Origin of the sequence: Halosolutus gelatinilyticus, assembly GCF_023028105.1 — an archaeon.
In the GTDB taxonomy this organism is placed as follows: Archaea; Halobacteriota; Halobacteria; order Halobacteriales; family Natrialbaceae; genus Halosolutus; species Halosolutus gelatinilyticus.
The window spans coordinates 2,682,603-2,697,944 of the sequence record NZ_CP095491.1; the positions used below are offsets into that span (position 1 = coordinate 2,682,603).

The window sequence follows — 15,342 nt, forward strand, 5'->3', positions numbered from 1 at the left end:
ACGCTCGAAACGGTCGTCCGGGAACGTCGCGTGCGCAGAGCCCGAATCGCGGAACCGGAAGCGTTCGAGGGGTCGATCGGTCGGCACGTCTCGAACGATTGCGGGGGGTCGACCTCGACGCGTACGACGCGACGGACGCGATAGGGTTCACCAATCGCGCTCCGCACAGTTTTTCTATAGTGGCGTCGACCGGCCGTTGCTGAAAGACGTCAGCGCGATCGTTACTGTCGCGCACCAAGACTACGAACCGGCGCTGCTCGAGGCTCTGTCGAGAGCAGTGGTCGCCGACCCGATCGTATGCTCGATCTTCTCGAAAGCCATGTCGAACCTGCGGGAACTCGCGTACGATTCCGATCGTCGACTCACTCCCGAATTAGTGTACCGACGCGTCGGCGCGCGATCCCGCCTCTGCTCCCGAAAACTGTGATTGCCGCAGCGTTGGCACGGCAACGGGCGGCGGCCTCCCGGCACTCGACGCCCGGCTCAGCGACCGGGTCGGTATTCGATGATCACGGGTACGTGACTTCCAGTTCCGACTGCGGTGCCAACAGGTGCTCGTGATGGCCGGTGAGAACGTGAACTGGGTTGCGTCCGTCCGAACAGTGGTCTCGAACGCCGCAGCGCGCCTCGGCTATGCACGACCGGTCTTGTTCTGGAGCGGGCTCGCATAGAAACAGATGTGGCACCGAAATCAGTACGAAGCGCGGTGGTTGCTCCGCCGATCCGACCGTCTCCGCTCTTGCACGGAAGCACCCGCACTCCGGTCACGCTTTACGCCAGCTGCCGGGGCATGTCGATCGGGTATCTCGAACCCACCTCGAACTGCCGGACGAGGGACGTCGTGGCTTCGTGTGCCCGGCACCAGGCGTGGCGATCGGTTAGCCGGTCTTGGACACCGGGACGGATCGGTCGTTCCCGGTCATCGATGCCGCCACAGACACGGCTCCGGTGTGGTCAACGGTCACCGTGTAGTTGCGGTAGGTGAACGACACGGTCCCGGTAAAGTCGCGTCGCTCGTGCGGGTGAGAGCCGATCAGGTTCTCGAGCGCGTCTGCGTCGACCACCGCATGCAACGGTGGGTCGAGGGCAGCCGCGTCGACATCTTCACAGGCGGCAATGCGTTGGGCGATTCTCACGTGGAGGGAGGCACTCTCCATAGAATCGCCTCCACTGGCCACTATTTGAACGTTAGTCAGACATTCGTTTATTGGAACAACACTGGCACTGTTAGATACCCCCGCGGGCGACGAGCTGGCAACTCTCAACATAGTGCGATCGCCCTGTGAGTCGCGAGCACCCGGGCTGTGCCCGTCGCGATCGGTTGACCGTGGCACCACGACACCGGTCGGCGGCGCCCGACCGCCCTCGGCCGACAGGCCGGCGGAGCTCGATAGCGTCACTTTTCTCGTTCCGATGCGTCGGATGGCCCGTGTTTCCCCTGGGCCACCTCGCGATCGGCTACCTCTGCTATAGCCTCTCGACGCGCGTCCGCTCTCGCACCCCGCCAGCGGACGGCCCGGCGCTCGTCGTCCTCGTCGCGAGTCTCAGCCCGGATCTGATCGACAAGCCGCTGGCGTGGTATCTGGGGCTCCTCCCTTCGGGGCGGTCGCTCGGCCACTCGGCCCTGGTCATCGTGTTGTTCTCGATCGGGCTCTACCTCCTCACGCGGCCGTCCGGGCACGGCGAGTACGCGATCGCCGTCGCGATCGGCGGGCTCTCGCACAGCCTGCTCGACATCGCGCCGCTACTGTGGGATCCGACGGCCAGCGAGCCGTTTCTCCTGTGGCCGCTGGCCGCGGTGCCGATCCCGGCGGTGCTCGCCGCCTCCCACCCGCCGCTGGGGGGGCTCTACTTCCTCTCGGAGGTCGGCTTCGCGAGCCTCGCGCTCGTCGCCTGGCGCCGGGACGGCTACCCCGGTCTCGCGCTGGTTCGGGCCGGCGTCGTCCGCGCACGGCGACCGACGAGCTAGGCGCTCCGTCCGATCGCCTACGCCAAGTTCGCTCATTGTGTCTGTTCCGAGTACTCTCGAAACGGAAATCAATCGACTACTCTTCAGGCTGTTCGAGGTCGCTTGCCGCCAGTTCTCCGTTGAGATAGGCGAATCCTCGATCTGTAATCCGATAGTAGCCGCGTTTCTCGTCGATCTTTTCGAGCAATTCGGCATTCGAAAGCACGTTCATCCGCCGGGAGATCGTATTCTGGCTTCGATCTAAGACGCCGAGTTCCGCTACAAGATTGTACCACACGGCGGTCGGCGGAAGTGCAATTCGGTGGCCCGTGTCGGTTTCTAACTCCTGCAAGTACTCCAGAATCGCGTCGTCCGCCTCGTTCATCCACGAGACACGGGCTCGCATATCCCGGAGGTTGATTGTCCGGTGATTAACTGCATCGGACCGATCGCTTCTTGGACCATATGATCCAAATATGGGTCATATACACTAGTAGCTTAAGTAATCGGAACCCGCACTACTGACTACGGGAGCATAACGCGGATTGGACTCTCACGAGTCCCGAAGTAGCGGCCCAGTGTCTCCGACACTGCGCCCGCGAGACGCTTCCGTACCGACGCATGACGGACCACAGACCACGGGCTTCGGACCCGCCCGACGACGCGCAGGCACCGATCGACGACGAGGCGCCGGACTGACGGACCCGGTCCGACCGCCGGTGGCGCTCGACGGTCGCGCCGAACGCCGAAGGGGGTGGCGACGGCGCGATCGTCGAGCCACCGACGGCACTACGCGATGAGAAGTGCCGATCGAGGGGGCGAGCTCGACGCCGCCAAGAGCGGCTACTGCTCGCCGTCGGCGACGAGTTCTAGATAGGGTGCGATGACGTCGCGATCGACCGCTAGGTCCACGAGTTCGCTGTCCGCCTCGTAGTGAACGAGGCCGGCGTCGCGCAGGTGCGGCAGGTGGCGGTGGTGCAGGTCGACGAGGATCCGCTGGTACCAGTCGTACGACGGCTCGCCTTCCGCGACCGCGATGTACTCGGCGAGGTCGCCGAGGTGGATCGCCGCCGGTTTTTGGGCGAGGTACGAAAGCGTGTCCCGTCGCCGCGCCGCTGCGAACGCGGCGAACAGATCGGTGGGAGAGATAGCTTCGGTGTCGGTCGCGTCGTCTCGGGGGGTTTTCGTGTGCGGCTTCATGATGTCTGCGTACTTTACCTACGCGCTATCGACCGACCGGTCTCGCAGGACGACTTCAGCAGAGTACGTCTCGACGTGAGGCGCGCGTCTATATAACCTTTATTGTGAAAAATAGAGCTAGAAAACAAACGGTCCGATTCCGCGACCGATCACTCGGTGAGGAACTCCGGATCGTAGGGCGATTCGTCGTCGGTTTCGCGTCGTTCGATCGTGACGACCCACCGAGGGGCGTCGGCGATGGGGAGGGAGACGTTCCAGACGCCCTCGACGACGGCGCCCTGGCCGAAGGCCGTCATGATGAGGTCTGCGAGGTCGTCTTCGAACGTGTCCGTTGTACCGGTGGAGGGTGATGGTTTCATGATCCGACTCGGGAATTGCTGCCCAATTCCTACGGTGTGCAGGTCGGGCACGAAGATAATGTTGTCTCCCACTGCGGGCTCGACGATCGACAAGTCCGCAGTTTCGCCGATCACCGGCCCCGCAGTCTCGCCGATCGGATCGCCGCCGGATCGGCCCTCGGGCACCTGGCCGAGATGGACTCGACGGTGCGCGTGAGCGACGGGACTGCGACGATCGGCGCAGGGCTCGTCCCCGCCCCGGCATCGACGCGAGTCGAGCGGGACCCGCGAACCCCGCGACCGCTGCGACGATCGGTCACGCCAGCATCGTCAGCGTCTCCCGGGGATCGAGCAGTCCGCTGACCGTCGCGAGTCCCGCCCAGATCGCGGCGCCGAGCAGGATCACGCCGGCCAGCGAGACGACGCCGCCGACGTACGGCGCCAGACCCACGACGCACAGGCCCATCACGGCCGAGATCGCGACGGTTCCGGCCGCGACCCGGAGGAGGCCGCCGAGGCGCAGATCGAGTTCGGTGTGGACGATATAGAGGTTGGCCAGCGCGTAGGCGCCGTAGGTCACGACCGTCGCCGCGGCCGCCCCGGAGACGCCGTAGGTCGGGATGAGGACGACGTTCAGCCCCAGGTTGGCGATCGAAGCGAGCCCCTTCGCGGCCGCCCGCGTCCGGGCCCGGCCGAGGAAGTCGAGCACGTCGGTCGTGACGAGCGTGACCGCCTGCACGAGCACGAAGAGGCTGAGGATGCGAACCACGGGGATCGCGCCGGCGTACTCGCGGCCGAACAACAGTAACACGGCCGGCTCCGCGATCACGACGATCCCGATCGTCGCGGGGACGTACAGCAGCAGGATGTACTCGACGGTGCTCTCATAGCGCCGGGCGGCGCGGTCCAGTTCGTCGTTCGCCTTGTCCTCCCCGAAGGTCGGCGAGACGGCGAACCCGATCGATCCCGCCGGCGCCAGCACGAACTCGGAGATCTGCTTGCCGAGCGTGTAGAACCCGACGGCAACCGGGGTCATGAAGAAGCCGATCAGGATCGTGTCGATCCGTGACGCGATGTTGCCCGCGCTCTTCGAAACCGTCAGCGGGACGCTGTACTCGAGGATCCGCCGTCGGAGCTCCGGCTCCGGCTCGTCGCTCCCCTCGTAGCCGCGGTAGAATCGCGCGTAGAGGACGGCCAGCCCGAGGACGGCGGCGACGGCCGCGCCGACCGCGTAGCCCAGGAGCGCGCCGGCGACGCCCCAGCCGAGCGCGACGAACCCGACGACCAGCACGAGCCGGGCGAGGTAGTTGGCGATGTTTGCGAGCGCGCTGAGTTCGACCGCGTTGAACCCCTGGAACGCGACGGTGGTGAACGTGTGCAGCGATCGGCACGCGATCAGCGCCGCGCCGACGAGCAGCAACGTCCCGAGTCCGGGTTCGGCGAGCGCGCCCGCGATGACGTCCCGCAGCGCCGCGATCGCCAGGACCGTCCCGCCGATCAGGACGAGCCGATACCGCAGCGCGATCGCCAGGACGTGTGGTACCTGGGACGGATCGGACTCCTTGAACTCCGAGATGTACCGCGCGGCGGACCGCTCGAGGCCGAGATCGGCGAACAGCTGGGCCACGCCGACGATCGAGATCGCCAGAAAGAGCAGTCCGTAGCCGCCGGGGTCGAGCAGCACGGTCGAGAGGAGGACGACCAGGAGCCCGTTGACGCCCGTGTTCACCGCGCGGGAGACGAACGTCGCCTTGATCCCGGCGGCGACCTTCTCAGTGACGGGCATCGCGTGGCTGGTGCCGGCTGGCGGTCGACGCGCCCCCGTAGCGGCTCCCGCTGCGTGCACGCCGATCGCGAGGGCGTTGGCGATTCAACTGAGTCATGCGTTGTTGACAGTCCGGCTCACGTGGAATGTTCTTGTGCGCTCCCGGTCATTGCTACGGCCTCGTTACCGGGTCGGGAGGGGACCGTAGCGGGGCCCTACGGCCGCGTCGACGCGCTGGCCGGCTGAGGCGCCGCGGGCCGTTCGAGCGGGTCGACGTGGCGCTGAAGCCAGCGTTCGAGGCCGGTCACTGCCGCCAGCGGCGTCAGGTTGTCCGACTTCCCGGAGCGAATCCGATCGCGAAGCGCGAGCAGTTCGTCGCCGTCGAAGAACGGCCGGTCTCGGGCGTCGTCGACGAGCTCGTCGACGAACGATCGGACGCGCTCGGAGCGTCGATACTGGGCGAGGTAGGGGCCGGGCGAGTCGCTCGTGAGTCGATTCGCGAGCTGCTTGCCGACGAAGCCGGCGGTGTGGAGCCAGTACGATCGGGACGGCGCGACGCCGGTCCGCTGGTAGGGAATCTCGTCGAGCCCGGCGCCGAGCTCTCTGGTCACTCGCAGTTTGAGCGGCGGCACGCCGAACGGGATCTTCCCGTTCGTCCCCGGAACGGTTTGCATCCGCTGTTCGACGGGCATCTCGAGGAAGTGGTTCAGGAACGCGCCGTCGCTGATCGTCCGGGTACCGACCTGGCTCCGCTGGACGACGTTGCTGCGCATGTGAAGGTACGCGTAGATCCGCTGTATCGCGTCGCGAAGCTGGCGCGCGTTGCTGTACTCGCCGAGGTGTTCGACTTCCGAGCGGAGGGAGCGACGGGGATCGTCGATCGCCGGGACCAGCGAGGCGACCTCGTCGGCCGGCAGCAGCCGCCGCTTTTGGTACAGCATCTCCGCGGGCGAGACGCCGGTTTCGATGTCGTGCGACCAAACGCCCTCCCCGAGAAACGTCCCGCCCTCCATGACGACGTCGACTGTCTCGGCGAGTCCGTGGTACATAAACGGCAGCGCCGGGACGAAGGCCCACGACTGCATCGCGTCGTTGCAGTCGATGCAGCGCTCGACGCTCTCGATGAACTCGTCGGCCGAACCCGTCACGTCCGTGACCTGCCGGTGCTCGACGCCGAAGCTGTCCGCGACGCGAGGGGCGACGCTGTTGTCGCCCGGCAGTCCGTTGTCGTAGGTGAGCGCCGCGAAATCGGCGCCGTTTCGCAGAAGCGACGCGCCGGCGACCCGGCTGTCGATCCCGCCGGACAGCCAGAGGCCGAGTCGCCCGTCGACGGTGCCGGCCAGGTCGCCCATCGCGCTATCGTGGCGCCGGATCCAGCCGCCGACGTAGTCTTCGTCCGGATCGTCGCTGAACTCGGGATACCAGTAGCGGGACGTCTCGACGGCCCCGTCGGCGTACGTGAGGTACGTCGCCGGCGGGAGATTGCGGACGCCCTCGAGGAGCGTCTTCTCGCCGACGACCGTTCCGAGCAACAATAGGTCGCTCACGGCGCGGCGATCGACCGTCGGCGACCCGACGCGCTCGAGGAGCGGTTTGAGCTCGGATCCGAAGAAGAATCCCGACTCCGCGGTATAGTAACACGGGCGGCTGCCGACCTTGTCGGTCGCGATTCGAATCGTCCCCGTCCTGCGATCCATCGCCGTGATCAAGAACGGACCCTCGAGTTTCGGCAGGGCCACGTCGGGGGAGTCGACGATGGCGAGCAGTAGTTCTTCCATCGTCCACGGTAACTCTGCCGCGTTCGAGACGACGCCGTAGATCGCCCCGAGAACGCGGTCGGTACCCCAGATCGTGCTACTCTGCGGATCCTTCGCCCCGTGATGGGCGACGCCGACGCCCAACTCCTCGAGCGAACGACGCTCGATCGCGTACCATGGCTCCTGATAGAGCGAGTCGAGCATCGCATCGATCGTCGGTTCCGCAGCCGTTCCTCCGACAATACCAGTCATGAACGAATATAGTACCGATTAAATCTATTGTAATGGGTGATATTACGGTCTTCGAGGATTTAGAATCCGGTGCATAACGCGGGCGCGGTAGCAACTGAGGGGGCGACGTCGTGAACGGGTACTCGGCGGGACGGCCGTAGAAGTCGCGCTGCGAAGGGCCGGTTCGCTCGGTGCGCCCGATCGCGACCGAAGATAGTCGACCCGACGAGAGTCGGCTCTCGGTCGAGCCGATTTGCAACGGTTCCGCTGACTGCTGTGCGAACGATGCTATCGACGTCGTTCGTCGGAGCTTCGCGGTCGACGCAACCGTGGCGCCGTTGCCCGGATGCGACGAGCCGTCGTCGGTGGTCGCGCCGTCGATCGCGATCGCGCGGATCGCGATTCGACTACACCGAGTCGGGGTCGACCGGCTCGTCGTTGACGTAGACCTTCGCGTCACCCTCCACGGTTAGATCCGTGAGGTCGCCGCCGAACTGGAAAGCGTCGCGCCAGCCGCCGACGGCGCCCGTGACGGTCCCGCCGTCGATAGCGTCCTCGTCGTCGATCGTGGCATCCTTCGCGGAGGACTTCTCGACGGCGCCGCTGACGGCGAATTCGTAGTTCGTGACGCCGCTCGTCCCGCCGCCGTCGACGAGCAGGAGGTTGTCGAGCGCCGGCTCCTCATCGCTATCGTCGCTATCGTCGCCATCGTCGCCGTCGAAGTCGCTCGGATCGACCGGTTCGTCGTTGACGTAGACCTTCGCGTCGCCGTCGACCGTGAGATCCGTCAGGTCGCCGCTGAACTGGAAGGCGTCGCGCCAGCCGCCGACGGCCCCTGTGACGGACCCGCCGTCGATAGTGTCCTCGTCGTCGATCGTGGCATCCTTTGCAGAGGACTTCTCGACCGCGCCGCTGACGGCAAATTCGTAATTCGTGACACTGCTGGTCCCGCCACCGTCGACGAGCAGGAGGTTATCGAGCGCCGGCTCCTCACCGACGTCATCAGGGTCGACCGGCTCGTCGTTCACGTAGATCTGCGCGTCACCCTCCACGGTTAGATCCGTGAGGTCGCCGCTGAACTGGAAAGCGTCGCGCCAGCCGCCGACGGCCCCTGTGACGGACCCGCCGTCGATAGTGTCCTCGTCGTCGATCGTCGCATCCTTCGCGGAGGACTTCTCGACGGCGCCGCTGACGGCGAATTCGTAGTTCGTAACGCCGCTTGTCCCGCCGCCGTCGACGAGCAGGAGATTGTCGAGCGCCGGCTCCTCGTCGTCATCGCCGTCGAAGTCGCTCGGGTCGACCAGTTCGTCGTTGACGTAGACCTTCGCGTCGCCGTCGACCGTGAGATCCGTCAGGTCGCCGCTGAACCGGAAGGCGTCGCACCAGCCGCCGACGGCACCCGTGACGGTTCCGCCGTCGATGGTGTCCTCGTCGTCGACCGTGGCGTCCTGTTCGGTGGACTTCTCGACCTCGCCGCTGACCGCGAACTCGTAGTTCGTGACACCGCTCGTCCCGCCGCCGTCGACGAGCAGGAGGTTGTCGAGCGCCGGCTCCTCGTCTTCGCCGTCGCCGGGGTCCGTCGAGGAGCCACCGCTGGCCGCCTCCGTCGCTGACTGCGGACACCCTTCGGGGATCCGTTCTTCGGGCGTCCCCGACGACCGCCCGTTCAGCCGCCCGTTGGCTTCGTGGGCCGTCCCGAAGCACGTGTTGCCGTCGAGCGTAACCGTCGACGATCGGCGGTACCCCGACTGTCCGACGACGATGTCGGTGGCGTTGTCGCCGAAGTCGCAGCCGCGAGCCTCGGTGTTTGCCCACCGCGACCACAGCCCGCGGACGGTGCGAAACGCCACGCAGTTGTCGACGTACGATCCGTCGGTTCCGATGCGGAACCCCGAGTTCTCGAGATCGGCGGCGTACGAGTCGTGGATGCGGACGGTCCCGCCCTTTCCACCGGTTTGGCGGTTTCCGGGGGCGGACGCGTAGATCGCGTGACTGGGCAGGTCCGTCGCGTAGACGTTGCGGATCTCGAGATCGCCCGCGTGGTTGGCGTGGACGAAAATCCCCGAGGGGAACGACGACCTGCGTCGCGGATACGTCGTTCCCGGCAGGTAGACGTTCTCGATGAGACCGCTCGCTCCGCTGCTTGACACCTGGACGACGAAGTTCTGGCTGCCGGGGCTCGAATCGAGTTTTCCTCGGACCCCGATGTTACGGATCGTCCAGTCGTCGGTCGTCGCGATGATTCGGTATCCGGCCCCTCGGGCCGTGATATCGATCAGAACGTTCTCCCAGGTCTCGCCACGGGAGAGCCGCTTCGTGAACGTCTGTCCCGCGCCGACTTCGATCACGTCGTAGTCGGCCGACGCAGCCGTCACCCCGGTCGCCGCGGCCGCGGCCGCGGCTGTCGTTCCGGTCAGCTTGAGATACGATCGGCGGTTCAGTAATGCGTCCTTACCATTGTCAGCGTTTCCAGTAGTTCTCCCGTCCGTGGTGTTCAGTGTTTCCTGATCTTCAGGATCTCTTGCCATACGTCCGGTAAGCTCGAGTTAACCAATATAAAACTTGCGCCTATAGGACAACGAATATAATATTTTCTGAATTAAAGGGCTGCAACCGTCAATACATCCTGAATATACTACTACGAATGTAAGATTTTCAAGCTACCCTGATTGTGTTAAAATCGTGACCGATCCGCCGGAAAATCCGGCCGACATTGCGGATCGGTTTTGCATTCCCGCCGATCGGGCGGCCGGACTACCGCGGAAAGAGACTCGAACCGCCGTCGTCCGTCCGTCGACTGGTCACCGAGCCAACCGGTCCGAATCGAGAACGGAAAGGGTTTCGTACGGCTCCACCCTGGATTCAGAAGAACGAATGCAGCCACTTCTCCCCGGACAACTCAGCCGCGTTTTCGTTGGAGTGGTCCTCGTCGGGCTGCTGTTCGGGAGTTTCGTCTTCGCGGGCGCGACCCCCGGCGATCCGATCGAGGAGGAGTACCCCGACGAGCGCGACGTGATGCGGTCGCCGGACGCGTACGTGGGCGAGCGGGTCATCCTCGGGGGGTTCGTCGTCGAGACCGACCCGGTCGTGATCGCGACGCGTGCCAGTGGGTACGGGCGGTTCACCCTCGTCGATGCGGAGGCGCGGCTCCTCAACGCCGACGCTCCGCTCGAGCGGAACGATCGGGTCACCGCGTTCGGGACCCTCGAGGACGACTCGACCCTCGCCGTCGACCGGGCGATGACCCGCGAGTCGGGCGAGGAGCGCTACATGTTCGCCGCCTCGCTGCTCGGCGGGCTCTGGGTGGTCGGCCGGTTCGTCCGCGGCTGGCGGTTCGATCGGACGACGCTCGCGTTCGCGCCGCGGGAGCGCCGATCCGCCGCGCGGGACGATCGCGACGGTCCGGACGCTCGATCGCGTCCGAACGCCGATCGCTCCGATCGACCGGACCCGAGCACCGATCGCTCGGACGACGCGGTCGGCGTCCCGTCGGACGGCGGTGATCGGCGTGCCTGACGTGCTCACCCACGTGCTCGTCGGCTACAGCATCGGAACGCTCCTCTCGCTTCGCTTCGAGGCGGTGCGCCCGGTCCACGTCACCCTGGTGATGATCGGCGCGCTCTCGCCGGATTTCGCGAAGATCGAACTGGTGTTCCCGGACGGGTTCGTCTGGTACGTGCTCGGCATCCCGTTCTCCTGGTCGCCGCTGCACACCCTGGGCGGCACCGTCCTGGTGGTCTGTCTCGGCGCGCTGGTCGTGGCGCCCGAGCACCGACGCCGGGCGATCGCTCTGATCGCGATCGGCGCCGTCTCGCACCACGTCCTCGATATCCTGCTGTTGAACGTGACGGGCGTCTCGTACGCCGCCCTCTGGCCGCTGTCGTCGTATCGCTTCCCGTCGCTCGACCTGTATCTCAGCAGCGATCGCTGGCCGGCCCTCGTCGCCGGCACGATCGCCGCGGCGCTCTGGTTCGTCCGGCACCGCGGTCGGTCCGTCGCGAACTAAAAGCGGCGCGACGGCGGGACCGCCCTGCCGCCGCGATGATCTATTGCTCGCCGACGACCGCCTCGCCGGCCTTGAGAACCGTCTCGACGAGGGTGCCGTCGTAGACGTACGGGAGGTGCCGGTACGACGGCGCGTCGAGCACCACAAGATCGGCCGCCGCCCCCGGTTCGAGGGTTCCACGGCCGTCCGCGCGATCGAGCGCGGCCGCGCCGCGTTCGGTGATGCCGAGGATCGCCTCCGCCGGCGTCATGCCGACGCCGACGCAGGCCAGCGTGGCCGCGAACCCCATGGTCCGCGCGTAGCAGTTCGGATTGAAGTCGCTCCCGATCGCGGGAACGACGCCCCGTTCGCGGTACGGCGCGAGGTCCGGGTACTCGCCGTCGAGCCCGAACGCCGTGCCCGGGAGGAGGACGGGCGTCACCCCGGCGTCGACGAGCGCGCCGACGTCGTCGTCGGTCGACCGGAGCAGGTGGTCGGCGCTGGCGGCCGACAGCGCCGCCGCCAGGCGCGCTCCACCGAGGTTCGCGAACTCGTCGGCGTGAATCTTCGGCGTCAGGCCGGCGTCGGCGCCCGCGGCGAGGATTCGCCGCGATTGATCGACCGAGAAGACGCCCTCCTCGCAGAAGACGTCGCAGAACTCCGCGACGCCCTGCTCGGCGACGGCCGGCAGCTGGTCGTCGACGACCGTCTCCGCGTAGGCGTCGGCGTCGGCTCCCTCGGGGACCGCGTGGGCACCCATGAACGTCGGGACGACGTCGACGGGGTGGCGCTCGGCCGCCCGCTCGATCGCCGACAGCATCTTCAGCTCCGTCTCCGTCTCGAGCCCGTAGCCGGATTTTACCTCGACGGTCGTCGTCCCGTGGGCGAGCATCGTGTCGAGACGATCGAGCAGTCCCTCGACGAGGGCGCCTTCGTCGGCCGCCCGGACGGCGCGGACGGTGCGGAGGATGCCGCCGCCTTCCGCGAGGATCTCCTGGTACTCCTTTCCCCGGAGCTTCGCCTCGAACTCGTCCGAGCGATCGCCGGCGAACAGCGCGTGCGTGTGGCAGTCGACGAAGCCGGGCAGGACGCACTTCCCGCTCGCGTCCACGGCCGTCGCGGCGTTCTCGACGGGGTACTCGCGGCGCACCGCATCGCTCGCTCCCGTCGCGACGACGTCGCCGTCGCTCGCGACGATCGCGGCGTCCGATTCGGTCGCGACGATCGGGTCATCCGCGGATGTCGGCGTCTGTTCGGCGCCCGAGCGGCGTGCCGGACCGGTGACCAGTTCGGTCGCGTCGTAGACGATGGTGTAACTCATCTCGTGTCCTCCCGGTTCAGGTAGCCGTACAGCGCGTGCGCGATCGTCCGCGCCGCGGCATCGACGGTGCGGCCGGCCGAATCGAGCGGCGGCGCGCACTCGACGATCTCGAGTCCCGCCAGGCGATCGTCGCCGGCGAGGCGACCGACGGCCGCGAAGAGTTCGCGCGTCGTCAGCCCGCCGGGGGTCGGGGCGCTGACCCCGGGAGCGACCGTCGCGTCGAGGACGTCGCAGTCGACGCTCAGGTAAAGCGCGTCGACGTCCGCGATCGCGTCCCGCACCCGCTCCGCGACGGCGTCGACGCCGTCGTCGAACGCCTCCGGCGGGACGATCGTCCCGTCGCGATCCCGGACGTACTCGACGTACGTCCGCGAGGTTTCGAAGTGGCGAGCGCCGACGCAGACGTACGTCTCGAGGCCCGCATCCAGCAGCTGTCGGTAGGGCGTGCCGCTCGTGGGGCCGTCGTCCGGCACCCGGCAGTCGAGGTGGGCGTCGAAGTTGACGACCCCGACGGCGCGGTCGTCGAGCAGCGGGGCGACGTTGCCGAACGTGAGCGAGTTGTCCCCGCCGAGGAACACCGGGAGCGGACCCAGGTCGTGAATCCGTTCGGCACCGGTTCGGACGCGCGCCTGGACGGCCGCGACGTCGGCGTCCGGCAGGACGAGATCTCCGAGGTCGCCGATCCGCGGACCCGACGAGCGACGTCGAATCGCGTCACCGGTCGTCAGGTGGGCGGTCTTCACCCCGGCCAGCGATCGGCGGATCGCGACCGGCCCCTCGCGGGCGCCGCGGCGGCCGATCACGGCGCCGTCGTAGGGTTCGCCGACGAGGACGGCGTCGGCCTCCGCCGCCGATTCCAGGGTCAGAGGCTCGATACCGTCCCCGAACTGCCGATCGCGGGGATCGGTCGACGGGCCGCACCACCCGTTCCAGTCGGGCCGTTCGAACCGCACGTCGTCGTCGTCGAAGGCGTCCCGGCTCATCGGTCGTGCATGGGGATCCGGACGTTCGATCGACGGGCTTCGTCCAGCGCGTCCTCGTAGCCCGCGTCGGCGTGGCGGATCACGCCCGTCCCCGGATCGGTCGTGAACACCGCCTTCGCCTTCTCGGCCGCGAGGTCGGTGCCGTCGAGGACGACGTGGTTGTTCGCGTGGATCGCGTTCCCGATCCCGACGCCGCCGCCGTCGTGGACGCTGACGATGTCGGCGCCGGCGGCGCAATTGAGCAGCGCGTTCAAGATCGGCCAGTCCGCGACGGCGTCGGTCCCGTCGCGCATGGCCTCCGTCTCGCGGTTCGGGCTCGCGACGGAGCCGGCGTCGAGGTGATCGCGCGTGACGACAATCGGGGCCGAGATCTCGCCGTCGGCCACGAGGTCGTTGATCCGCAGCGCGAAGCGGGCGCGTTCGGTCAGCTCCTCGTCGCCCGCGCCCGCCGTGTTGTAGCCGAGCCAGCAGACGCGACTGGGAAGCCCCTGGAACTGGATCCGCTCCCGGGCCAGGTCGATCCAGCGTCGGAGGTGGTCCTTCTCGGGGAAGAGTTCGAGGACGGCGTCGTCGGTCCGGTGGATGTCCGCGGGATCGCCCGACAGCGCCACCCAGCGGAACGGCCCCTTCCCGCGGCAGAACTGCGGGCGGATGTACGCTGGGACGAAACCGGGGAAGTCGAACGGCCGGCGATCCGCCGGATCGCTGCCCGATACGGGCCAGCGGTCCCCGTCGACGCCGTCCCGGTCGCGGTATTCCGCGACCTGCCCCCGGATGTTATTGCCGTACTCGAAGGCGATCGCGCCCCGCTCTTGCAGCTCGAGGATGGCGTCGACGTGGCGCTCCATCGTCGCGAGGCTCTCCTCGACGTACCGATCGGGGTTCTCCTCGCGAAGCCGATCGGCTCCCGCGACCGTGTAGCCGGCCGGGTAGTACCCTTCGAGGGCGTCGTGGGCGCTCGTCTGGTCGGTGACCACGTCGGGAACGAAGCCGCGATCGAGCATGGCTTCCAGCATGTCCGCGGCGTTCGCGCGGACGCCGACGCTGTACGGCTCGCCCGCCGCCGCAGCTTCTTCGGCCCGTTCGATCGCCTCGTCGACGTCGTCGGTCTTGTCCGCGCAGTAGCCCGTCTCGATGCGCCGATCGATCCGGGCGTCGTCGACCTCGGCGGCGATGCAGACGCCATCGTTCATCGTGACCGCGAGGGGCTGGGCGCCGCCCATCCCCCGAGCCCCGCCGTGATGACGATCTTGCCGGCGAGGTCGCCGTCGAAGTGTTGGCGGGCGAGTTCCGCGAGCGTTTCGAAGGTCCCCTGGATGATCCCCTGGGTGCCGATGTACGCCCACGAGCCGGCGGTCATCTGGCCGTACATGATCTTGCCCTCGGCCTCGAGTTCGTGGAAGTGCTCCCAGTGGTCCCACTTGCCGACCAGGTTGGAGTTCGCGATCAGGACCCGCGGGGCGCGCTCGTGGGTCTCGAACCGGCCGACGGGTTTCCCCGACTGGACCAGCAGCGTCTCGTCGTCGGCGAGCGTCCGGAGCTCCGCCAGGATGGCGTCGTAGGCGTCCCACGATCGGGCGGCCCGGCCGGTGCCGCCGTAGACGACGAGGTCTTCCGGTTTCTCGGCGACCGCCGGATCGAGGTTGTTATTGAGCAGCCGGAGCGCCGCCTCCTGGCGCCATCCCGGACACTCGAGATCGGTACCCGTTGGCGCCCCCTGGTACTCGCGCCACTGCTCGCTCGGCGCGTCGCGTCCACGGGACGAAGTCGTCTCGTCACCCATGGACGAACCGACCACGTCCAGATCCAAGATC

At 67.3% G+C, this 15,342-nt stretch carries 12 protein-coding genes and 1 pseudogene; 3 read left to right on the forward strand and 10 right to left on the reverse strand.

From position 1 onward, the window contains the following. Nucleotides 1-878: 878 nt before the first annotated feature. Nucleotides 879-1,157: a HalOD1 output domain-containing protein gene (locus tag MUH00_RS13255; protein ID WP_246999256.1), complete on the reverse strand. Its 279-nt coding sequence runs from the start codon at nt 1,155-1,157 to the stop codon at nt 879-881. A 272-nt stretch (nt 1,158-1,429) separates the two neighbouring features. Here MUH00_RS13255 and MUH00_RS13260 point away from each other — a divergent pair, with 272 nt between their 5' ends. Next, nucleotides 1,430-1,969, forward strand: coding sequence for a metal-dependent hydrolase (locus MUH00_RS13260; RefSeq protein WP_246999258.1), 540 nt, complete (start codon nt 1,430-1,432; stop codon nt 1,967-1,969). A gap of 76 nt (nt 1,970-2,045) precedes the next feature. Here MUH00_RS13260 and MUH00_RS13265 read toward each other — a convergent pair whose 3' ends face one another. The 6 genes from MUH00_RS13265 to MUH00_RS13290 all read right to left on the reverse strand — a co-directional run bounded on the left by MUH00_RS13265 (nt 2,046) and on the right by MUH00_RS13290 (nt 9,767). After that, complete coding sequence (locus MUH00_RS13265; protein ID WP_246999260.1) at nt 2,046-2,354, reverse strand: transcriptional regulator; 309 nt, start codon at nt 2,352-2,354, stop codon at nt 2,046-2,048. Nucleotides 2,355-2,791: 437 nt separating this feature from the next. Continuing rightward, on the reverse strand, nt 2,792-3,148 hold the full coding sequence (locus MUH00_RS13270; RefSeq protein ID WP_246999262.1) for a DUF7344 domain-containing protein: 357 nt from the start codon (nt 3,146-3,148) through the stop codon (nt 2,792-2,794). A 149-nt stretch (nt 3,149-3,297) separates the two neighbouring features. After that, nucleotides 3,298-3,507 carry a hypothetical protein gene (locus MUH00_RS13275; protein ID WP_246999264.1) on the reverse strand — a complete coding sequence of 70 codons (210 nt, stop codon included), beginning with the start codon at nt 3,505-3,507 and terminating at the stop codon, nt 3,298-3,300. Between the two features lie 295 nt (nt 3,508-3,802). Continuing rightward, nucleotides 3,803-5,272, reverse strand: a complete 1,470-nt coding sequence (locus MUH00_RS13280; RefSeq protein WP_246999266.1) for a flippase — start codon at nt 5,270-5,272, stop codon at nt 3,803-3,805. A 194-nt stretch (nt 5,273-5,466) separates the two neighbouring features. Next, on the reverse strand, nt 5,467-7,260 hold the full coding sequence (locus tag MUH00_RS13285; RefSeq protein WP_246999268.1) for an asparagine synthetase B family protein: 1,794 nt from the start codon (nt 7,258-7,260) through the stop codon (nt 5,467-5,469). Between the two features lie 386 nt (nt 7,261-7,646). Continuing rightward, nucleotides 7,647-9,767 (reverse strand): right-handed parallel beta-helix repeat-containing protein, encoded by a 2,121-nt coding sequence (locus MUH00_RS13290; RefSeq protein WP_246999270.1) that lies wholly within the window; start codon nt 9,765-9,767, stop codon nt 7,647-7,649. A gap of 346 nt (nt 9,768-10,113) precedes the next feature. Between MUH00_RS13290 and MUH00_RS13295 the strand changes: the two genes are divergently transcribed. Both MUH00_RS13295 and MUH00_RS13300 read left to right on the forward strand, forming a co-directional pair. Further along, entirely contained in the window at nt 10,114-10,755 is a 642-nt protein-coding gene (locus tag MUH00_RS13295) for an OB-like fold-containing membrane protein (RefSeq protein ID WP_246999272.1), read from the forward strand. Continuing rightward, complete coding sequence (locus tag MUH00_RS13300; RefSeq protein ID WP_246999274.1) at nt 10,739-11,245, forward strand: metal-dependent hydrolase; 507 nt, start codon at nt 10,739-10,741, stop codon at nt 11,243-11,245. Before MUH00_RS13295 ends, MUH00_RS13300 begins: the two co-directional genes overlap by 17 nt. A 40-nt stretch (nt 11,246-11,285) precedes the next feature. On the opposite strand, the gene hutI is transcribed toward MUH00_RS13300, so the two are convergent. The 3 genes and pseudogenes from hutI to hutU all read right to left on the reverse strand — a co-directional run bounded on the left by hutI (nt 11,286) and on the right by hutU (nt 15,311). Continuing rightward, nucleotides 11,286-12,545 carry an imidazolonepropionase gene (gene hutI / locus MUH00_RS13305; RefSeq protein WP_246999276.1) on the reverse strand — a complete coding sequence of 420 codons (1,260 nt, stop codon included), beginning with the start codon at nt 12,543-12,545 and terminating at the stop codon, nt 11,286-11,288. Next, a complete protein-coding gene (hutG, locus tag MUH00_RS13310) occupies nt 12,542-13,528 on the reverse strand; it encodes a formimidoylglutamase (RefSeq protein ID WP_246999278.1) in 987 nt (328 codons plus the stop codon). The genes hutI and hutG overlap by 4 nt, the downstream gene beginning before the upstream one ends. Next, nucleotides 13,525-15,311 (reverse strand): annotated as a pseudogene (gene hutU, locus MUH00_RS13315) (urocanate hydratase). Before hutU ends, hutG begins: the two are co-directional and overlap by 4 nt. Nucleotides 15,312-15,342 lie beyond the last annotated feature (31 nt).